The 19,681-nt window shown below is 66.5% G+C and carries 22 protein-coding genes and 1 riboswitch; of the genes, 19 read left to right on the top strand and 3 right to left on the bottom strand.

The genetic code is table 11. The features are described 5' to 3' along the window. Positions 1–35 precede the first annotated feature (35 nt). Both ffh and FBY33_RS16940 read left to right on the top strand, forming a co-directional pair. The gene (ffh, locus tag FBY33_RS16945; RefSeq protein ID WP_056335376.1) at positions 36–1,619 is read left to right on the top strand and encodes a signal recognition particle protein; all 1,584 of its coding nucleotides are present in this window, start codon (positions 36–38) and stop codon (positions 1,617–1,619) included. A 102-nt stretch (positions 1,620–1,721) separates the two neighbouring features. Next, positions 1,722–2,456, top strand: coding sequence for an alpha/beta fold hydrolase (locus FBY33_RS16940; protein WP_142031539.1), 735 nt, complete (start codon positions 1,722–1,724; stop codon positions 2,454–2,456). Here FBY33_RS16940 and thiC read toward each other — a convergent pair. Then, a complete protein-coding gene (gene thiC / locus FBY33_RS16935; RefSeq protein ID WP_442858336.1) occupies positions 2,453–4,279 on the bottom strand; it encodes a phosphomethylpyrimidine synthase ThiC in 1,827 nt (608 codons plus the stop codon). The genes FBY33_RS16940 and thiC overlap by 4 nt on opposite strands. After that, positions 4,275–4,382: riboswitch (TPP riboswitch) on the bottom strand. (Overlaps the previous gene by 5 nt.) Before the next feature lie 79 nt (positions 4,383–4,461). Between thiC and FBY33_RS16930 the strand changes: the two genes are divergently transcribed. From FBY33_RS16930 to FBY33_RS16850, 17 genes are all read left to right on the top strand, one after another. Beyond that, the gene (locus FBY33_RS16930; RefSeq protein ID WP_142031538.1) at positions 4,462–5,544 is read left to right on the top strand and encodes an amidohydrolase family protein; all 1,083 of its coding nucleotides are present in this window, start codon (positions 4,462–4,464) and stop codon (positions 5,542–5,544) included. Positions 5,545–5,642: 98 nt separating this feature from the next. After that, positions 5,643–6,518, top strand: a complete 876-nt coding sequence (locus tag FBY33_RS16925) for a VOC family protein (RefSeq protein ID WP_142031537.1) — start codon at positions 5,643–5,645, stop codon at positions 6,516–6,518. Between the two features lie 115 nt (positions 6,519–6,633). Further along, positions 6,634–7,089, top strand: a complete 456-nt coding sequence (locus FBY33_RS16920) for a hypothetical protein (RefSeq protein ID WP_142031536.1) — start codon at positions 6,634–6,636, stop codon at positions 7,087–7,089. Between the two features lie 235 nt (positions 7,090–7,324). Beyond that, a complete protein-coding gene (rpsP, locus tag FBY33_RS16915) occupies positions 7,325–7,747 on the top strand; it encodes a 30S ribosomal protein S16 (protein ID WP_142031535.1) in 423 nt (140 codons plus the stop codon). Between the two features lies 1 nt (position 7,748). Continuing rightward, positions 7,749–7,991, top strand: coding sequence for an RNA-binding protein (locus FBY33_RS16910; RefSeq protein ID WP_018759999.1), 243 nt, complete (start codon positions 7,749–7,751; stop codon positions 7,989–7,991). A gap of 102 nt (positions 7,992–8,093) precedes the next feature. Beyond that, positions 8,094–8,639: a ribosome maturation factor RimM gene (gene rimM, locus FBY33_RS16905; RefSeq protein WP_142031534.1), complete on the top strand. Its 546-nt coding sequence runs from the start codon at positions 8,094–8,096 to the stop codon at positions 8,637–8,639. Next, complete coding sequence (trmD, locus tag FBY33_RS16900; RefSeq protein WP_142031533.1) at positions 8,640–9,452, top strand: tRNA (guanosine(37)-N1)-methyltransferase TrmD; 813 nt, start codon at positions 8,640–8,642, stop codon at positions 9,450–9,452. It begins immediately after the preceding gene. A gap of 236 nt (positions 9,453–9,688) precedes the next feature. After that, complete coding sequence (gene rplS / locus FBY33_RS16895) at positions 9,689–10,048, top strand: 50S ribosomal protein L19 (RefSeq protein WP_018768283.1); 360 nt, start codon at positions 9,689–9,691, stop codon at positions 10,046–10,048. Positions 10,049–10,132: 84 nt separating this feature from the next. Beyond that, positions 10,133–10,810, top strand: a complete 678-nt coding sequence (gene lepB / locus FBY33_RS16890) for a signal peptidase I (RefSeq protein ID WP_142031532.1) — start codon at positions 10,133–10,135, stop codon at positions 10,808–10,810. Further along, a complete protein-coding gene (gene lepB, locus FBY33_RS16885; RefSeq protein ID WP_142031531.1) occupies positions 10,811–11,635 on the top strand; it encodes a signal peptidase I in 825 nt (274 codons plus the stop codon). It abuts the gene before it with no gap. A 50-nt stretch (positions 11,636–11,685) separates the two neighbouring features. Further along, on the top strand, positions 11,686–12,441 hold the full coding sequence (locus FBY33_RS16880) for a ribonuclease HII (RefSeq protein ID WP_142032992.1): 756 nt from the start codon (positions 11,686–11,688) through the stop codon (positions 12,439–12,441). 49 nt (positions 12,442–12,490) lie between these two features. Next, entirely contained in the window at positions 12,491–12,817 is a 327-nt protein-coding gene (locus FBY33_RS16875; RefSeq protein ID WP_056335405.1) for a DUF2469 domain-containing protein, read from the top strand. A gap of 109 nt (positions 12,818–12,926) precedes the next feature. Further along, positions 12,927–13,283: a YraN family protein gene (locus FBY33_RS16870; protein ID WP_056335408.1), complete on the top strand. Its 357-nt coding sequence runs from the start codon at positions 12,927–12,929 to the stop codon at positions 13,281–13,283. After that, on the top strand, positions 13,283–14,827 hold the full coding sequence (locus tag FBY33_RS16865) for a YifB family Mg chelatase-like AAA ATPase (RefSeq protein ID WP_142032988.1): 1,545 nt from the start codon (positions 13,283–13,285) through the stop codon (positions 14,825–14,827). Before FBY33_RS16870 ends, FBY33_RS16865 begins: the two co-directional genes overlap by 1 nt. Positions 14,828–14,919: 92 nt before the next feature. Further along, positions 14,920–16,116 carry a DNA-processing protein DprA gene (gene dprA / locus FBY33_RS16860; protein ID WP_142032990.1) on the top strand — a complete coding sequence of 399 codons (1,197 nt, stop codon included), beginning with the start codon at positions 14,920–14,922 and terminating at the stop codon, positions 16,114–16,116. Positions 16,117–16,162: 46 nt separating this feature from the next. Beyond that, positions 16,163–17,089 (top strand): tyrosine recombinase XerC, encoded by a 927-nt coding sequence (locus tag FBY33_RS16855; protein WP_142031530.1) that lies wholly within the window; start codon positions 16,163–16,165, stop codon positions 17,087–17,089. A 239-nt stretch (positions 17,090–17,328) separates the two neighbouring features. Beyond that, entirely contained in the window at positions 17,329–17,832 is a 504-nt protein-coding gene (locus FBY33_RS16850; RefSeq protein WP_056335420.1) for a DUF3145 domain-containing protein, read from the top strand. A 115-nt stretch (positions 17,833–17,947) separates the two neighbouring features. Here FBY33_RS16850 and fabF read toward each other — a convergent pair whose 3' ends face one another. Beyond that, positions 17,948–19,183: a beta-ketoacyl-ACP synthase II gene (gene fabF / locus FBY33_RS16845; protein ID WP_142031529.1), complete on the bottom strand. Its 1,236-nt coding sequence runs from the start codon at positions 19,181–19,183 to the stop codon at positions 17,948–17,950. 177 nt (positions 19,184–19,360) lie between these two features. Next, positions 19,361–19,606 carry an acyl carrier protein gene (locus FBY33_RS16840; RefSeq protein ID WP_056335424.1) on the bottom strand — a complete coding sequence of 82 codons (246 nt, stop codon included), beginning with the start codon at positions 19,604–19,606 and terminating at the stop codon, positions 19,361–19,363. Positions 19,607–19,681: the final 75 nt, after the last annotated feature.

The following is a 19,681-nucleotide window of genomic DNA, read 5'->3' as shown; positions in this document are numbered from 1 at the left end:
AGTCCCGATCATCCACTGAAAGAAGTGCACGTCGCGTGTTCAATTCACTCTCTGACCGGTTGACAGCAACCTTCAAGAATCTCCGCGGTAAAGGCAGGCTCACCGAGGCCGACGTCGATGCCACCGTCCGGGAGATCCGCCGCGCCCTTCTGGATGCCGATGTTGCCGTTCCCGTGGTGCGTGAGTTCACTGGCCGGGTCCGTGAACGCGCCCTGGGTGCCGAGGTCTCGGCTGCACTGAATCCCAGCCAGCAGATCGTCAAGATCGTTAACGAGGAACTCCAGGAGATCCTCGGCGGCGAAACCCGGCGGATCCGGCTGGCCAAGAACGGCCCCACCGTCATCATGCTCGCCGGTCTCCAGGGTGCCGGCAAGACCACCCTGGCCGGCAAGCTGTCCAAGTGGTTGAAGGCCCAGGGCCACAGCCCCATGCTGGTGGCCTGTGACCTGCAGCGCCCCAACGCCGTCACCCAGCTCCAGGTGGTGGGCCAGCGCGCCAACGTGCCTGTCTTCGCCCCGCACCCCGGAGCCACCTCCACCGAGCTGGACCAGCCCGCAGGCGATCCCGTCGCGGTCGCCCGCGCCGGCGTCGAGGAAGCCCGCCAGAAGCTGCACGATGTCGTCATCGTCGACACTGCCGGCCGCCTGGGCGTGGACGCCGACATGATGGAACAGGCGCGCCAGATCCGCCGGGCCATCGTGCCCAACGAAGTCCTCTTCGTGATCGACTCCATGATCGGCCAGGACGCCGTGAACACGGCGCTTGCCTTCGACGAAGGCGTGAACTTCACCGGCATCGTGCTGTCCAAGCTCGACGGCGACGCCCGCGGCGGTGCCGCGCTTTCGGTCGCGTCGGTCACCGGCAAGCCGGTCATGTTCGCCTCCACCGGCGAAGGTTTGGATGATTTCGAACTCTTCCACCCGGACCGCATGGCTTCCCGCATCCTGGACATGGGCGACATCCTCACGCTCATCGAACAGGCCGAAAAGGCCTGGGACAAGGATGAAGCCGCCCGGATGGCGAAGAAGTTCGCCGACCAGGAAGACTTCACCCTCGAAGACTTCCTGGCCCAGATGCAGCAGATCCGCAACATGGGCTCCATGAAGAAGATGCTCATGATGATGCCGGGTGCGCAGAACATCCGGCAGCAGCTGGAGCAGTTCGACGAGCGCGAGATCGACCGCGTCGAGGCAATCGTCCGCTCCATGACGCCGCACGAGCGGCTTGCGCCCAAGATCATCAACGGCTCACGGAGGGCCCGCATCGCCCGTGGCTCCGGCGTCCACGTCTCCGAGGTCAACGGCCTGCTGGAGCGCTTCGCCCAGGCCCAGAAGATGATGAAGAAAATGGCCCAGGGCGGCATGCCGGGAATGCCCGGGATGCCGGGGCTGCCCGGTGCCGGCGGCGGTGCACGGAAGAACGCCAAGAACGCGCCCAAGAAGAAGGCAAAGTCCGGCAACCCGGCCAAGGCTGCCCAGGAGCGCAAGGAAGCGGAAGCCCGACGTGCCAACGCTGCGAAGGCACTGCCCACCGGCGCCGCCTTCGGCCAGCAGGGCGGCGACTTCGATCCGTCCCAGCTGAACCTCCCCAAGGGATTCGACAAGTTCCTGGGCAAGTAGCAGCAACCCCAATTAAGTAGCGCCAGGTGTCGTTTTGATCGTTCAAAACGACACCTGGCGCTACTTACCTGGGATGTCAGCGCCGTGGAATAGGGTTGGGACATGTTCAAGCAGAGGGTAGTGTTCGTGCACGGCGCCGGGACTTTTGGCGCCGCTGCGTGGCCGCGCCAGCACGGCATGGCACTGTCCTATGACGCATTGTTCCTCCGCCGGCACGGCTTTGATGCCGTCGCGGAGCCACTTGAGTCCTCTTTCGCCGAGGACACCGCCATCATCCTGCGGTCCCTGGCCGACGATGGCCGCGGTGCCGCCGGCGGCCATGTGGTGGCGCACGCCCAGGGGGCCATCGCGGCCATGATGGCCGCGGTTGAACGTCCGGACCTGGTCTTTTCGCTGACGCTCGTGGAGCCGGCCTGCCTCTCCCTGACGGCAGAGCTTCCGGCCACGGCGGCACACATCAGCCTGATGCAGCCCCTCTTCGATGTCCGCCACCAGCTCGGCGACGAAGACTTCCAGCGCGAATTCGTCCGGCGGGTCTTTGCCACCGACCTCCAGCAGCCCGCCACCACGGAGGAAAAGAGGTCCGCCCGCAGGTTGCGGCTCCAGGCCCCCTCGTGGGAGGCGCCGCTGCACATCGTTCCCGGTGTGCCCACGCTGGTCCTGACCGGCGGGTGGGAACCGCTCTACGAGGAGATTGCCGGCTACCTGCGGGAGACCGGTGCCCTGCACCGCGTTGCCGCGGGAGGGCACCGGCCCCATGACTCCCCGGACGGGGACCGGGCCGTCCGGCAGTTCATCCGCCAGGTCAGCCGGAGCCAGCCCGCCCGGGCCTCCTAGCTGTCAGCAGGAACCCGGAGTTCCGGCAGGTAGACCTTGCCGCCGGCCGCCAGGAACTCTTCGCTTTTCTCCCGCATGCCCGATGCCACATTGGCCCGGGCAGCCTGCGCCTCCGCGGAGCCGAACTCGTCCCGGATGTCCTGGCTGATCCGCATCGAGCAAAACTTGGGCCCGCACATGGAACAGAAGTGCGCCGTCTTGGCAGGCTCTGCCGGCAGGGTCTCGTCGTGGAATGCCTCCGCCGTCACCGGGTCCAGGGACAGCGCGAACTGGTCCCGCCAGCGGAACTCGAACCGCGCTTTGGACAATGCGTCGTCCCGTTCGTGCGCCCCCGGGTGGCCCTTGGCCAAGTCCGCGGCATGGGCGGCGATCTTGTAGGTGATCACTCCGGTCTTGACGTCGTCCTTGTTGGGCAGGCCCAGGTGCTCCTTGGGCGTGACGTAGCACAGCATGGCAGTGCCGTACCGGGCAATTTCGGTGGCACCGATTGCGGAGGTGATGTGGTCATAGCCGGGGGCCACGTCCGTCACCAGCGGACCCAGGGTGTAGAACGGCGCCCCCTTGCAGAGTTCCTGCTGCCGCTCGACGTTTTCCCGGACCAGGTGGAAGGGAACGTGGCCCGGTCCCTCCACCATCACCTGCACGTCGTACTCCCACGCACGCTGGGTGAGCTCGGCAAGCGTGTCCAGCTCCGCGAACTGGGCGGCGTCGTTGGCGTCCGCCGTCGAGCCGGGACGGAGGCCGTCACCGAGCGAGAAGGAAACGTCGTACTTCGCGAAAATTTTGCACAGCTCATCGAAGTGCGTGTACAGGAAGTTCTCCTGGTGGTGGGCCAGGCACCAGCCGGCCATGATGGAGCCGCCGCGCGAGACAATGCCCGTCACCCTGTCGGCCGTCAGCGGCACATAGCGAAGCAGAACCCCGGCGTGGATGGTCATGTAGTCCACGCCCTGCTCACACTGTTCAATCACGGTGTCGCGGAAGATTTCCCATGTGAGGGCATTGGCCTCGCCGTTGACTTTTTCCAGGGCCTGGTAGATGGGCACGGTGCCGATGGGGACCGGGGAGTTGCGGATGATCCACTCCCGGGTGGTGTGGATATCGTCTCCGGTGGAGAGGTCCATCACGGTGTCCGCGCCCCACTGCGTTGCCCACTGCAGCTTGTCCACCTCTTCGGCGATGGAGCTTGTCACGGCCGAGTTGCCGATGTTGGCGTTGATCTTCACCAGGAAGGCCTTGCCGATGATCATCGGTTCGGACTCCGGATGGTTGATGTTGCTCGGGATGATGGCGCGGCCGGCAGCCAGTTCGCTCCGGACCAACTCCACGTCGCAGTTCTCGCGCAGCGCCACGAAACGCATCTCCTGGGTGATGATTCCCTGCCGGGCATAGTGCATCTGGGTCACCGTCCGGCCGTCGACGGCGCGGCGGGGCACTGGCTGGGCGCCCTTCCACTCAGCCGAGGCAGCACCCCGGCGGACGGCCGACCGGCCGTCGTCGAGCAGGTTGCGTTCCCTGCCGCGGTAGGCCTCGGTGTCCCCGCGCGCCGCGATCCACTCCGAGCGGAAGGGCTGCAGGCCGCGGACGGGGTCGCTTCCCGGCCCGGCGGTCCGGTAGGTCCGGAAAGGTGGGTTCGGCTGCCCGTTGGGGGACGGCTCCAGGGCAATTTCCGTGACCGGTACGCGGATTCCGGACGCGGCGTCATCGATGAACGCCAGTGAATGCGACGCCAAGGACTGCGTCACCTGTGGCCCGGATTCTGCTCCTGACTTCCCGGTGGACGGCAGGTGGGCAGGGTTCAACTGGGTGTTTTGTGTACTCAAGGGAATACTCACTTCCTTCGCCGGCATTACCCGGACAGGTTCAACGGTCGCAGGCTGCGTCAGCCCGATCTCAGCCCCTGCAAGGGCACCCGTGTGGTCAGGAAAGAAGCTACCACAGGGGCCCCGAAGAGCCTTGTCACATTCGCGGGTGCTAGCCTGACCGGGCATCGAAAGGAAGCCCGATGGCAGACATCATTTACTTTCGCGGACCCGTCCTCACCGCACCGGACCGGGTCCGCCATGGACTCTGGTCGGTGGACGGCAAGCTCACCTTCAACCGGCCTGGTGCCGTTCCGGGGCGGGTGCTCGACGGCTGGGTGCTGCCGGGGTTCGCTGACGCCCACTGCCACATTGGACTGGGTCCCGCCGGCCCGGTGGAACCTGCAGTGGCCCGGGACCAGGCGCTGGCCGACCTCAACGCCGGAACCCTCCTGGTCCGCGACGCCGGCTCACCTGCCGATACCCGCTGGATGCAGGGCGGCCGGGACTTCCCGCTGCTGATCCGAGCCGGGCGCCACCTGGCCCGCACGCGCCGCTACCTGCGCGGCTTTGCCGAGGAGGTTGAGCCCGAAGGCCTTGTGGAGGCCGTGCGGAAACAGGCGCGCGACGGCGACGGCTGGGTCAAACTGGTGGGGGACTGGATCGACCGCAGCGCCGGTGACCTCGCGCCGTCCTTTCCGGCCGCCGTCGTGCATGATGCCGTTCAGGCCGCCCATGACGAAGGTGCCCGGGTCACGGCGCATTGCTTCGCCGAGGACACGCTGGACCAGATGCTGGACGCCGGCATCGACTGCATCGAGCACGCCACCGGGCTGCTGCCCAGGCACCTGCCCCGGTTCGTGGAGCAGGATGTGCCGATCGTGCCCACCCTCATCAACATCGCCACCTTCCCCGATATCGCTGCCCAGGCGGATGCCAAGTTCCCGCGCTATGCGGCCCACATGCGCGCCCTCTGGGAACGCAGGCTGGAACGGGTGGCCGAAGCCCATGCCGCCGGAGTGCGCATCTTTGCCGGGACGGATGCCGGCAGCGTGATCCGCCACGGCAGGATCGCCGATGAGATCCTCGCCCTGCACAGCGCAGGCCTGCCCATGGAAGCGGCCCTGGACGCTGCCTGCTGGGCAGCCCGCACCTGGCTGGGAGCGGACAACCTGGCGGAAGGTGCGCGGGCCGACGTCGTGGTATGCCGGGAAGACCCGCGCGCCGTCCCGGGAACCATCACGGCCCTGGAACATGTAGTGCTGGGCGGCCGCATCATCCGCTGAGCTGACGAGTCCGGCACTTGGAATAAATTGAAGCTTCAAGTAATTTTAATGTGTGACAGGCCGCCAACGGGACGGCCTCCAATACAAGGAGCCTTCACATGACCGAAGCAGCCAGCAGCCAGGATCTTCTTCCCGCCGACCTCGCCATGGGCACGGTAATGCTCAAGGTCGGCGACATGTTGGTCATGACCGACTACTACCAGCGCGCCCTGGGCCTGGAGGCGGTGGCTGAGCAGGACGGCGGCCTCTACCTTGGCAGGCTCGGCAGGCCGCTGGTCCACCTGGCGCCGGCGCCAGGGCTGCACCTTCCCGGCAGGGGGGAAGCTGGCCTGTTCCACACCGCCCTGTTGTTCGAGGACCAGGCTTCCCTCGCCGCCACCATCGCCACGGCCGCCCAGTACGAGCCCCGCTCCTTCACCGGCAGCGCCGACCACCTGGTCAGTGAGGCCTTCTACTTCACCGATCCCGAGGGCAACGGCATCGAGCTGTACTGGGACCGGCCGCGCAGCAACTGGTCCTGGAACGGGACGGATGTGGTGATGGACAGCCTCGCGCTTCCGCCACAGCGCTACCTGGAGCAGCACCTCACCGAGAAGTCCCTCGAGGGCCAGCGGCAGACGTCCGCCGGTGTGGGGCACGTCCATCTTCAGGTGGGCGACGTCCAGACTGCCAGGGATTTCTACGTGGGCACCCTTGGCTTCGAGAAGACGGCAGGCTGGCATGGGCAGGCACTGTTCGTTTCCGCGGGCCGTTACCACCACCACATGGCCATGAACGTCTGGAACAGCCGCGGCGCCGGCCCCCGAAAAGACACCCTTGGGCTGGGGGAGGTGCTCATCGAGGTTCCCTCCGGTGACGACGTCGGGGCGCTGGCTGACCGCCTCAAAGTCGCCGGGGTGCCCGCCCACCACACCGGTGCGGAGCTCCGGTTCGAGGACCCGTGGCGCAACCGGCTCCGGGTGGCCGTCCGCTGACCGGTCCTCCGGCTCCGGCGTGCACGGGCGGGCCCGCAACTACTAGGCTGATTCCGTACGGCCGGGCTGCAGGCAGCCGGCACGCAGTTCCGCCAACGGAAGAAGGGCACCCGCCATGGGCTTCACCGAGATCTTTGTCGCCACCCATGACACCGCGCTGAAACGCGCCGGCATCCTCGACGAAGGAAGTGGCTCCTCGGCGGACAGCGGGCCTGCGGGCCAGGCAGTGCGGATCCAGGGCATCAGTGACTTCGAAGTTGAACAGCTGGGTGATCTTGCCGGGACTGCGGTCCACGCCGGCGGTGCCGACTATGAACTCACCATGGTGGACGTCGCCAGCGATTCCCTCCTTGCCGTTCCGCCGGCCATGGTTCGCGCCCTGGCCGACCTGCTCTCCTATGAGACCGAAGGCGAAGGCAATGTCCTTGACGACGTAGCCGAACAGTGGGCCGGGCAGGAGGATATGCCGTTCGGCGCCTCGCAGGCCAGGACCTATGTGCAGCAGGTGGCCGAACTGGCGGCTTCACTCGACGATTCCGAGCGGACTGGCCTGTACGTCTGGTCCGCCTGACCCGGGTGATGCCGGCTTGGGTACCCTTCAGTGCGCCACGGGCTGGCTGCGGCGGCCGGCGTGGCGGGCCAAGTCGAAATAACAGCGCTCATCTGGCACAATAAACAGGTACTCGATCTGCGTGGCCCCTCTCTCCGCGTCCGGATCCTGTCCTTCGAACCCGCAAGTATGGCCCGCCCCACGGGTGCAGAAAGCCGGGTTCACCCCTTTTTCTGAAACAGGAGTGACCACAAAAGTGGCCGTAAAGATTCGCCTTAAGCGCTTCGGCAAGATGCGCGCCCCGTACTACCGCATCGTCGTCGCGGACTCACGCACCAAGCGTGACGGCCGTGCCATCGAGGAAATCGGCAAGTACCACCCCACCGAAGAGCCCTCGTACATCGAGGTCAACTCCGAGCGTGCGCAGTACTGGCTCTCCGTCGGCGCCCAGCCGTCCGAGCAGGTTGCCGCGATCCTGAAGATCACCGGTGACTGGCAGAAGTTCAAGGGCCTGCCGGGCCAGGAAGGCACCCTCAAGACCAAGGTCGAGAAGGAAGCCTTCGTTGCCCCGGAGAAGGGCTCGGTCATCATCCCGGAAGCCATCACCAAGAAGGCCTCCAAGCCTGACGCTGCCGAGGCCCCGGCCGACGCCGAAGCTGAGACCACCGAGGCTGAGTAAATTGCTGGCAGAAGCGCTGGAACACCTGGTCCGCGGAATCGTCGATTCCCCGGATGACGTCAAGGTCAGCTCCAAGAACAACCGCCGCGGGGACACCCTCGAGGTCCGCGTTCATCAGGACGACCTGGGACGGGTGATCGGCCGCCAGGGCCGCACGGCCCGCGCATTGCGCACCGTGGTGGCAGCACTGGCCGGCGGCGAACCGGTGAGGGTCGACGTCGTCGATACCGACCGCCGCCGCTGAGCGCTCGGCAACATCCAGCTTTGCTCCGGCCCCTTCACCATCAGGTGGAGGGGCCGGAGTGCTTTTCACGAGAACCACCACAACCGGGAACAGAGGGAACAGATGCAGCTTCAGGTGGCACGGATTGGCAAGCCGCACGGCATTCGCGGGGAAGTCACCGTCCAGGTGCTGACCGACGCTCCGGAGGACCGGTTCGTCCCGGGAACGGAATTCGTCGTTGAACCTGCCGCTTCCGGTCCCTTGACCGTGTCCAGTGCGCGGTGGAACAAGGACATCCTGCTGCTCGGCTTCGAGGAGGTGGCGGACCGCAACCAGGCCGAAACCCTCCGCGGCGCCAAGCTGTTCATCGATACCGAAGAATTGGACGTGGACGACGACGAGGGATGGTACGAGCATGAGCTCGTCGGCCTCGAGGCCCGTGTAGGGGCGCAGGTGGTGGGCAAGGTGACGGCACTGAATACGATGCCCGTGCAGGACCTGCTCATGGTCACCACCCCGGACGGGAAGGAAATCCTGATCCCGTTCGTGGAGCAGATTGTGCCCGAGGTGAATATCGAGGGAGGTTTCATCCTCCTCACCCCGCCGGACGGCCTCTTCGAACTCAACTCCGACGAAGCTTCCGCCCCTGAACCGGAAGGCACGGACTAGATGCGGATCGACGTCGTCAGCATCTTTCCTGAGTACCTCGCCCCGCTCGAACTCTCGCTGATCGGCAAAGCCCGCCAGGACGGAATCCTGGACCTGCACGTCCATGACCTCCGCAGTTTCACCACGGACAAGCACCGGTCCGTCGATGACACCCCGTACGGGGGCGGCGCCGGCATGGTCATGAAGCCTGAGCCCTGGGCGCAGGCCCTCTCGGCAGTGGCAGTGGGGCGTCCGGATCCGGAAAGCAGGCCGGTCCTGATCGTTCCATCGCCGGCGGGCGAACGGTTCACGCAGGCCCTCGCCTATGAACTGGCCGAGGAGCAGCACCTGGCGTTTGCATGCGGGCGGTATGAAGGCATCGATGAACGGGTCATCGAATGGGCGCAGGAGCACTTCACGGTCCGGCCGGTCAGCCTGGGCGACTATGTGCTGAACGGCGGCGAAGTGGCCGTCCTGGCCATGGTGGAAGCCATTGGCCGCCTGTTGCCCGGCGTGGTGGGGAACCCGGAGTCCCTGGTGGAGGAATCCCACTCCGACGGGCTCCTGGAGTATCCCGTCTACACCAAGCCCTCCGTTTGGCGCGACCGGGAGGTGCCGCCGGTGCTCCTTAGCGGCAACCACGGCAGGATTGCCCAGTGGCGGCGCCACGAGCAGTACCGCCGGACAGCAGAGCGGCGGCCGGACCTCCTGGAAGGGTTCGACGCCGGCAGCCTCCCGCGTGCAGACCGCACGGAATTGCACAACCTGGGGTACGACATCGTGGACGGCAGGCTGGCCCGCCGTCCGGAGCCGGCAGCCGGGCAGCAGGATTAGTACCCGACGAATTGGCGTAACCCTGCCACTGTGGCAAAATTAACCCTTGTGTCTGCTGGGTCCGCACCTGCCACAGGGGGTAGCGCGGCCAACAGCCGGACAACCGGCCCCATCAACCCTTGAAGCGGCCGGACCATTTTACTTTCGGCGGGGAGACCCGGCACGCCTTGCGGCGGCCGGACTTGCCTGCCGTGACCCAAAGTGAATGACCTGTGGCGTTCACCAGGAGTGCAATCATGCATATTCTCGACTCCGTCGATGCAGCCTCGCTGCGTAACGATGTTCCCGAATTCCGCGCCGGCGACACGCTCAAGGTGCACGTGAACATCATCGAAGGCAAGAACACCCGTGTCCAGGTCTTCCAGGGCTTCGTCCTGGGCCGCCAGGGCGACGGCGTGCGCGAAACCTTCACCGTCCGCAAGGTCTCCTTCGGTGTTGGCGTGGAGCGTACCTTCCCGGTGCACTCTCCGATCATCGAAAAGATCGAGGTTGTCACCAAGGGTGACGTCCGCCGCGCCAAGCTGTACTACATGCGTGCACTGCGCGGCAAGGCTGCCAAGATCAAGGAAAAGCGCGACTTCAGCTCCGCCAAGTAAGTTCTGCCCGGACTTACTGCCAGGCCGGAGCACGGCCGTAGCCGGCACGCGCCGGAGCAATGCCCCAGCGCCAGGATACGGACCATGCACCAGACAAAACGCCAGCCCCGCAAAACGGGCTGGCGTTTTGTTTTACTGGCAGTGGTCCTGGCCGTGGCCATCAGCGGGGTGGCCCGGTCCTTGTGGCTGGACGTCTACTTCATTCCGTCCGAGTCCATGGAGCCGCTGCTCGAAGGCGGGGACCGGATCCTGGTGTCACGCACGGACTTCCAGTCCGAACCAATCCGGCACGGGGACGTTGTCGTCTTTGACGGACGCGGCAGCTTTGCGCCGTTGAACAGCGGCAAGGGTCCGCTGGTGGATGCAGCAGCCGCAGCGATGCAGTGGCTTGGCCTGACCGGCAGCGACACCACTTACGTCAAGCGGGTCATCGGCCTTCCCGGCGACATTGTGGTCTGCTGCGACGCCGCCGGCAAGGTCACCGTCAACGGCCAACCCTTGGATGAGCCCTACATCTTCCCTGGGGACGCACCCAGCACGCAGAAGTTCAGCACCCTGGTTCCGGAGGGGAGGCTGTGGCTCATGGGGGACCACCGCTCCGTGTCCGCGGATTCCCGGAGCCTGCTGGGCGCTCCGGGCGGCGGGGTGGTTCCGCTGGACCGGGTGATTGGCCGGCCGGTCCAGATCCTTTGGCCGCTTGATAGATTTGCTCCAGTAGCACGGCCGCCGGCATCGGGGCCAACAACACAGAACGGACGGTAAATGCCCGAGAACCACGCGCGGAGACCTGAACCGCGCCACGACGGCGCATCAGAGACGCCCGCCGTTCCAGCTTCCTCGGTGCCCGGCGGGTCCCCGGAATCCGCCCACGTCCACCGGCGGGACAGGGCGTCGTCGAAGGCGGCCGGCAAGTCCAGCGGTAATCCCCTGCTCGGGTGGCTGAGGGAAATCGCCACAGTAGTGGTCATTGCCGTGGTGCTGTCCTTCCTCATCAAGACTTTCCTGTTCCGGGCGTTCTTCATCCCCTCGGAGTCCATGGTGAACACCTTGGACGTGGATGACCGGATCTTCGTCAACCTCCTTGTTCCGGAGCCCTTTGCTCTCAGCCGCGGGGACGTTGTGGTGTTCCGCGATACCAAGGGCTGGCTGCCGCCGGCCCCCGCCAAGGAGCAGGGCGCGTTCACCTGGGTTCAGGACGGCCTGACCTTTGTTGGCCTCCTGCCGGACAATTCGGAGCAGCACCTGGTCAAGCGTGTCATCGGCCTCCCTGGCGACCATGTGGTCTGCTGTGACGCCGGCGGTAAACTGACCATTAACGGGACCGCCGTCGACGAGAAGTACATCAATCCCGCCGAAGTCCCGCAGATCCGCAACTTTGACGTCACCGTACCGGAAGGCAAGGTGTGGGTGATGGGTGACAACCGGAACCATTCTGCCGATTCCCGTGCCCACATGGAGACGGACGGGGGATTCATCGACCTCAAGGACCTGGAAGGCAAGGCCGCGGTCATCGCCTGGCCGCTTAACAGGATCAAGACCCTGGACAACTACCCGGATGTGTTCCGCAGCGTCCCGGGGACCCACTGACCGTGCCTTCCGCAGTACAGGCGCCGGCAGCAGTGAAGGCTTCCCCTGCAGTGAAGGTGGGCTCCGGCTCAAAGCCGGCAGCACGTGGCAGCAAGGCTCCCACCCTGCGGCACGAACGGACCTTCAAGACCCAGGGGATACGGCTGCTGGCCGGGGTGGACGAGGTTGGCCGCGGCGCCCTCGCCGGTCCCGTCAGCGTGGGTATCGCGGTCGTTGACCTGGAACGCCAAAAGCCGCTTGCGGGCGTGCGGGACAGCAAACTCCTCAGCCCGGCGGAACGGGAACGGCTGGACCCCCTGGTGCGGCGGTGGAGCGTCGCTTCAGCTGTGGGGCACGCCTCCGCCGGCGAGATTGATTCGCTCGGCATTATCGCTGCCCTGCGGCTCGCGGGAACCCGCGCCTGGGGCAGCATCCTCGCTGCCGGCATCATTCCGGACGCTGTGCTACTGGATGGAAGCCACAACTGGCTTTCCCCCGCGGAGCAGCTGTCCCTGTTCGACCAGCCCGTTCTCGAGGCCTCCTGTGACGCGCCCGTCCACACCAAGGTCAAGGCGGACATGCAGTGCCTCAGCGTCGCGGCCGCGAGCGTCATTGCCAAGGTGGAACGGGACCGGATGATGAGGGAGCTGCACAGCGAGTTTCCCGATTACGGCTGGGACATCAACAAGGGATACGCCACGGCAGCCCACCGGAACGTCCTCCGTGCCGCGGGCCCCACGCCTTACCACCGGGTCAGCTGGCGGCTGCTCGGCGGGGAACTGCAAGGCGTCGAGGTGCCCGACGGGGAAGAGCCCTGCGAAGACTGACTCCCGCCGCCCGGCGTCAGCCGTGCCGGACATGGTGCAAGATGGAAGCATGAGTGCTGAGGATCTTGAGAACTATGAAACCGACATGGAGCTTCAGCTCTACCGTGAATACCGCGACGTCGTCGGCCTCTTCAGCTACGTTGTCGAGACCGAACGGCGCTTTTACCTTGCCAACCATGTGGACCTCCAGGCCCGCAGCGCCGATGGCGAGGTCTATTTCGACCTGACCCTCCAGGACGCCTGGGTATGGGATGTCTACCGCTCGGCACGGTTCGTCAAAAGCGTCAGGGTCCTGACCTTCAAGGACGTGAATGTGGAGGAACTGCCCCGCAACGAGGAACTGGCCCTGCCCAAGGACGTCGACCTGGGTAACTAGGATCTTTCGGGGACCCTGACTTCCCCTCCACACCGGCCCCTGTCCACATACGGCAGGGGCCTCCTGTCGTCCGCAGCCATCCGCCGCCAGGCTGGTGGCGGAGGTAGAAATGAAATCGAAAGACCTGTTGGGCCGGCGGGGCGAAGACCTTGCCGTGGGCTATCTTGAGGCACTGGGCATGCTGGTGGTGGAGCGCAACTGGAGGTGCGCAGAGGGCGAGATCGACATCGTTGCCCTCGACGGTGACGCCCTGGTCATCGCCGAAGTCAAAACCCGCCGATCGCTGGACTACGGCCACCCCTTTGAAGCCGTGGGCCCGGAAAAGCTGGCCCGGCTGCACCGCCTCGGTGCTGCCTGGTGCCGGGACCGCGAGCTGCGGATGCCGCTGCGTCGCGTTGACGTTGTCGCTGTCGTGGACGACGGCGGCGGGGAACCCGTGGTCGAACACCTCAAGGGGGTGGGGTGATGGCACTCGGTCGGACCTACTCCATCGCCCTCGTGGGGCTCAACGGCTACATGGTGGAAGTCGAGGCGGACATCGGCCAGACTCTCCCGGCCTTCGTCATTCTTGGGTTGCCGGACGCCTCCCTGAATGAGGCCAGGGAACGCATCCGGTCAGCCGCGAAGAACTCCGGGATTCCGCTCAGCCGCAGGAAGATTACCGCGAACCTCATTCCTGCCTCGCTGCCCAAGCGCGGCTCGGGCTTCGATCTCGCCGTCACCATGGCCGTGCTCCGGGCAGCGAACGACATCAAGCCCACCGGGCGCACAGTCTTTATCGCTGAATTGGGGCTCGACGGGAGGCTACGGCCGGTGCGGGGCATCCTTCCGGCGGTCATGGCGGCGGTCCAGGCCGACTATCCGGAGATTGTGGTGGCGCAGGCCAACCTCGCCGAGGCCGCCCTGGTCCCGGGCGCCGAGGTGCGCGGGTACCGTACGCTGGCCCGGCTCGCCCTGGACTTTGGGGCCGATCCGCAGGAGCTCACCCTGGACTTTGAACCCGAGGAAGGCGATGATACCGGTGACGGCCAGGCCCTGCCCGGCCCGTGCCCGGACATGGCAGATGTCTCGGGGCAGGGCGAAGCGCGCAGGGCGTTGGAAGTGGCTGTGGCCGGCGCCCATCATCTGCTCCTTACCGGTCCGCCGGGGGCCGGCAAGACCATGCTCGCGGAGCGGCTCCCCGGCCTCCTGCCGGACCTTGGGGACCACGAGTCCATGGAAGTCACGGCCATCCACTCGCTGTGCGGCCTGCCCGCGTCCTCAGTGCAGCTCCTGCGCCGGCCGCCGTTCGAGAACCCGCACCACTCAGCCACCGCGGCAGCCATTATCGGCGGCGGGACGGGGCTGCCCCGGCCTGGCGCAGTATCACGTGCCCACCGGGGCGTGCTGTTCCTTGACGAGGCGCCCGAATACGAACGCCGTGTCCTCGACGCGCTCCGGCAGCCGCTGGAGAGCGGGGAGCTGGTCATCCACCGGTCAGCCGGAACAGCGGCCTATCCGGCCCGCTTTCAACTGGTACTCGCGGCCAACCCCTGCCCCTGCGGCAAGGCATCGGGCAAGGGGCTGGACTGCACCTGCACTCCCATGATGCGACGCCGGTATCTCGCCAGAATGTCCGGACCCCTCCTGGACCGGGTGGATATCCAGCTGCAGGTGGAGCGGGTGTCCCTGGCCGAGTTCGGTCAGGCGGGCGCGGAAGAGGACACCGCGTCAGTGGCACGGCGGGTCCTGGAGGCGCGTGCGCGGCAGGCGGAACGGTTGCAGCGCTTCGGCCTGGAGACCAATTCGCAAGTGCCTGGGCGCATCCTGCGCGGTGAGTTGCGGCTTCCACCGGCTGCCACCCGGATCCTCGACCAGTCGCTGGAGCGGGGCGTGCTGACCGCGAGAGGGTATGACCGCGTCCTTCGGCTCGCCTGGACCCTGGCGGACTTGGGGCACCGGGAAACACCGGACCCAAATGACATCGGACAGGCTCTGGGCCTGCGCCAGGCTGCGGCGGCCGCGGCATGAGACACCACGCTGGGCGGAGCGATGTGAAGGAACTGGGCGTGGATACGGAACTGGTTGTAGCGAAGGAACAGGTTGTGGCGACAGGGCAGGGCATGACGAAGGCAACGGGCACCGATGCGGAGCGGCTGGCCCGCGCCGCCCTTTCACGGCTCATGGAGCCCCAGGACACCGCAGGACTGGCGCTCGTCCAGCTTGCAGGAGCAACGGAGGCCCTGCGCATCGCCACCGGCCAGGTGGCGCCCGGGCCCGACCTGGAGCGCGGGATGACGTCGCTGCTGGCTGACAGCGGTGCGGCCACCAGCTGGGCCGGGCTTGCTGCCGCGTTGAAGCGCTGGCAGCCGCGCCTGCCTGACCTGGCGCCCGAACGCGACCTTGCCACCATGGCACGTCTGGGCGGACGCGTCATCATTCCCGGCGATGAGCTGTGGCCCGCCCAGTTGGCGGACCTGGGAATCCAGGAGCCTATCTGCCTTTGGTGGCGCGGCCAGGAACAACCGCTGCCGGGCGCGGAGAAATGCGTCGCCCTTGTAGGATCCCGGGACAGCACCAGCTACGGGGCCGCGGTGACCGGCGACATCGCTTACTCGCTGGCGCAGCGGGGCTTCACGGTGGTCTCCGGCGGAGCCTACGGGATCGATGCGCATGCGCACAGGGCAGCGCTTGCCGGCGGGTCCTCAGCTGTCCCCACCATCGCCGTCATGGCCGGGGGAGTGGACAGGTTCTATCCATCCGGTAACGACGACCTGCTGCGCGCCGTGGCAAACCAGGGCGCGGTGCTGGCCGAGGTACCGCCGGGATCGGCCCCTACCCGCTACCGCTTCCTCCAGCGGAACCGCCTGATTGCTGCCCTGGCAGGGGTGACGGTGGTAGTGGAGGCACGCTGGCGCTCCGGTGCACTTAACACGGCCCATCATGCCGAAACCCTGGGCCGTGCCGTGGGCGCCGTTCCCGGATCCGTCCACAGCGCCAATTCCGCCGGCTGCCACCGGCTCCTCCGGGACGGGGGAGCCGTCTGCGTCACCGATGCCGCCGAAGTGGCCGAGCTCGCATCACCCAGCGGAATGGAGCTGCCCGCTCAACGCACGGCAGAGGCGGCAGTCCAGGACGGATTGACCCTGGAGGACCTGATCCTGCTGGACGCGCTGCCGCTTCGCTCCACCACTTCCGTGGAAAAGCTCTCAGCCGTGGCGGGTCTTGGCCAGGCCTCGGTACGTGCAGGACTTGGGAGGCTCGGGCTGTTGGGGCTTGCAGTGTCGGAGCGGGGCGGCTGGAAACGCGGCAAGCCATGACCGTGTCCACCTGCGGTACCGGCCGGGCAACTGGGAAAGTAGAGGAGTGGACAATGAAGAACTGCCCGACGAACTGCTCAAGCCACTGGAGGCGTTCGCCGGTTATCTGTCGGGGGAGCGTGCGGTGTCCGCCCACACAAGGCGCGCGTACCTGGGCGACGTGCGCAGCCTCCTTGCCCATGCCGCCTCGGAAGGCGCCGCAGGACTGGAGGACCTCGAACTCGGAACATTTCGGCGGTGGCTTGGCAGCCAAAGTTCTGCAGGTGCCTCGCGGGCAACGCTTGCGCGCCGGTCTGCCACGGCGCGGGCCTTCACCGCCTGGGCCCTCCGTGAGGAACTCATCGACGCGGACCCGGCCCTGCGGCTGAAGGCACCCAAACGCGAAGAGTCCCTGCCTGGGGTCCTGCAGGTATCCCAGCTCACACGCATCATGGAGGGCCTGGAGAAGGCGGCCGGGGAGGGCGAACCGCTCGCTGTACGGAACCGTGCCATGGTGGAACTCCTCTACGCCACTGGCATCCGGGTAGGCGAACTCGCCGGACTGGACGTCGACGACCTGGACCCGGACCGGCGGACACTGCGGGTCATCGGCAAGGGCAACAAGGAACGCACTGTTCCGTTCGGAGTACCTGCCGCGGTGGCCGTCGATGACTGGCTCCGGCGGGGGCGCCCGGTGCTGGCGAAGGACAACAGCGGGCCCGCGCTGTTCCTCGGCGCACGCGGAGGACGCGTCGACCAGCGCCAGGTCCGCGGCTTGGTCAACGCGCTGTTCGAGGCACTGGGTGATACTTCCGCGTCCGGGCCCCACGCCCTCCGGCATTCGGCCGCCACGCACCTGCTCGACGGCGGCGCGGACCTCCGCGCAGTACAGGAGATCCTGGGTCACAGCAGCCTGGCCACCACCCAGATCTACACCCACGTCTCGGTTGACCGGCTCCGGAAGAGTTATCAGCAGGCCCATCCCCGGGCCTGATCCGCCCGGCTAATCGCACTGGCGTAATTCCATGGGGTACGGCACAATAAGAGTCACGTCCGGCAACTTTCAAGTGCGGCTTGAAGCTCACAAAGCCTCGAACCGCGCGGCGAGCCCGGACACAGCTTAATCTGATACATCTGAATACAGGCAGGGAACCATCGCCGCAGTGCACGCACGGCAGTTCCATCCAGGCAGAGGTCGTTGGGGAAGACGTACCTAGAGCTATGGAGGATGGAATGTCTGTTGCAATGACCCGCGGTGTGCTGTTCGTTCACTCGGCCCCTACGGCGCTGTGCCCCCACGTTGAGTGGGCAATCGGCGCCGTGGTGGACAAGCGGACGGACCTTGAGTGGACCCCGCAGCCTGCTGCGCCCGGAATGTTCCGGGCCGAGTTGTCCTGGACCGGAACCCCCGGCACGGGAGCAAAACTGGCGTCCTGCCTTCGTGGGTGGGCGCATCTCCGGTATGAGGTGACGGAGGAGCCCAGCCAGGGCGTGGATGGCGGCCGCTGGTCCCACACCCCCGAACTGGGAATTTTCCATGCCGTCACGGATGTCCACGGCAACATCATGGTGTCCGAGGACCGCATCCGGTACGCGTACGAATCCGGTGCCGGTGACCCTGCCGCTGTCTACCACGAGCTGTCCCTCGCCCTCGGTGAGGCCTGGGACGAGGAACTTGAACCGTTCCGTCACGCTGCTGAAGGCGCTCCCGTCCGCTGGCTCCACCAGGTGGGCTGACCGCCGTCGTCCGTTCCCAGCGGGACGAAACCACAACACCTCCATAGCGCAAAAGGAGGCCCCGCCAAGTGGCGGGGCCTCCTTTGCCATTCCGGGTGGTGACCCCGGGCAGGGCCTAGACGCTGCGGATGGCCACGACGGCGTTGTGGCCGCCGAAACCGAACGAGTTGCTCAGTGCCACGATGCTCCCGGCAGGGAGGTCGCGGGCGGAGGTGACCACGTCGAGCGGGATCTCCGGGTCCTGGTTCTCAAGGTTGATGGTGACCGGTGCCTTGCGATCGTGGACGGCGAGCACGGTCAGGACGGCCTCAACCGCGCCGGAAGCGCCCAGGAGGTGGCCCATCTGCGACTTGGTGGCGGAGACTGCCACGTTGTCCACGTGCGCGCCCAGGGCGGCACGCAGGGCCGTGTATTCGGGTTTGTCGCCCACGGGGGTGGAGGTGGCGTGCGCGTTGACGTGAACTACGTCCTCTGCCTGGATCCGGCCGTCGAACATGGCCGCCTTCAGGGCGCGGGTGGCGCCAAGCCCCTCGGGGTCCGGGGCGGTGATGTGGTAAGCGTCAGCAGTGACGGACGTACCGGCGAGTTCGGCATAGATCCGGGCTCCGCGGGCCAGGGCGTGTTCCTCCGCCTCGAGGACCAGGGCCCCGGCGCCTTCACCCATGACGAAGCCGTCGCGGGCGGTGTCATAGGGGCGGGAGGCGCGCTCGGGATCGTCGTTCCGGCGGGACAGTGCCTGCATCGAGGCAAAGGCTGCCAGCGGCATGGGGTGGATGGCAGCTTCGGCGCCGCCGCACATGACTACGTCGGCCTTGCCTGAGCGGATGAGCTCCAGGCCGAGGTGCATGGCCTCCGTGCCGGACGCGCAGGCGGAAACCGGGGTATGGGCGCCTGCGCGGGCGCCGAGGTCCAGGCTGACGGCCGCGGCAACGCCATTGGGCATGAGCATCGGCACGGTCATGGGGAGGACCCGGCGGGGGCCCTTTTCCTTCAGGGTGTCCCAGGCGTCCAGCAGCGTCCAGACGCCACCAATGCCGGTGGCAAAGGCAACAGCCAGCCGGTCCTGGTCGAATTCGGTGATGCCGGAGTCAGCCCATGCTTCACGGGCAGCTATGACGCCAAACTGGGTGGAGGGATCCATCCGCTTGGCCTCGACACGGCTGAGGACCTCAAGGGCCGGTGTGCTGCACCGGGCGGCGAAGTGGACGGGGAGTTCGTACTTGGCTACCCAGTCGTCCTCCAGGGTGCGGGCACCGGAGACCCCTTTGAGGGCGTTGCTCCACATTGTGGGCACGTCGCCGCCGATGGGCGTGGTGGCACCCAGACCGGTAATGACTACTTTGCGTGTCATGGGATCACTCTTTCGTCGGTGGGGGTATCCGCCTGCGGCTGCCGCAGGGTCCCGCACAGTTTTTTGATCGGCCAGTCCCGGTTGGGTGTGCTGTGCCGGATAAATGCGGCGGGCTGCCGGTCCGGTCAGTCCGGACCGGCAGCCCCGCCAAGCCGTAAGACGGCGAAAAGCCTATGGCTAGGCCTGTGCTCCGGAGATGAAGCTGACAGCGTCGCCAACGGTCTTGAGGTTCTTGACCTCTTCGTCCGGGATGCGGACGCCGAACTTTTCCTCGGCGTTGACCACGATGGTCATCATGGAGATGGAGTCGATGTCCAGGTCCTCAGTGAAGGACTTGTCCAGCTCGACGGCCTCCGGGGCCAGACCGGTTTCCTCGTTGACGATTTCAGCCAAGCCGGCCAGGATCTCTTCGTTGCTAGCCATTGGTGGCTCCTTTTCTTGTATTGCCGGCAGGGGCTGCCGGAAACGGGCAGGGCCGCGGTTGCGACCCTTGGGCGT

The organism is Arthrobacter sp. SLBN-112, from assembly GCF_006715225.1.
Taxonomy (GTDB): Bacteria; Actinomycetota; Actinomycetes; order Actinomycetales; family Micrococcaceae; genus Arthrobacter.
The sequence above is the reverse complement of the archived record's forward strand: the minus strand, read 5'-3'. Positions and strand labels throughout refer to the sequence as shown.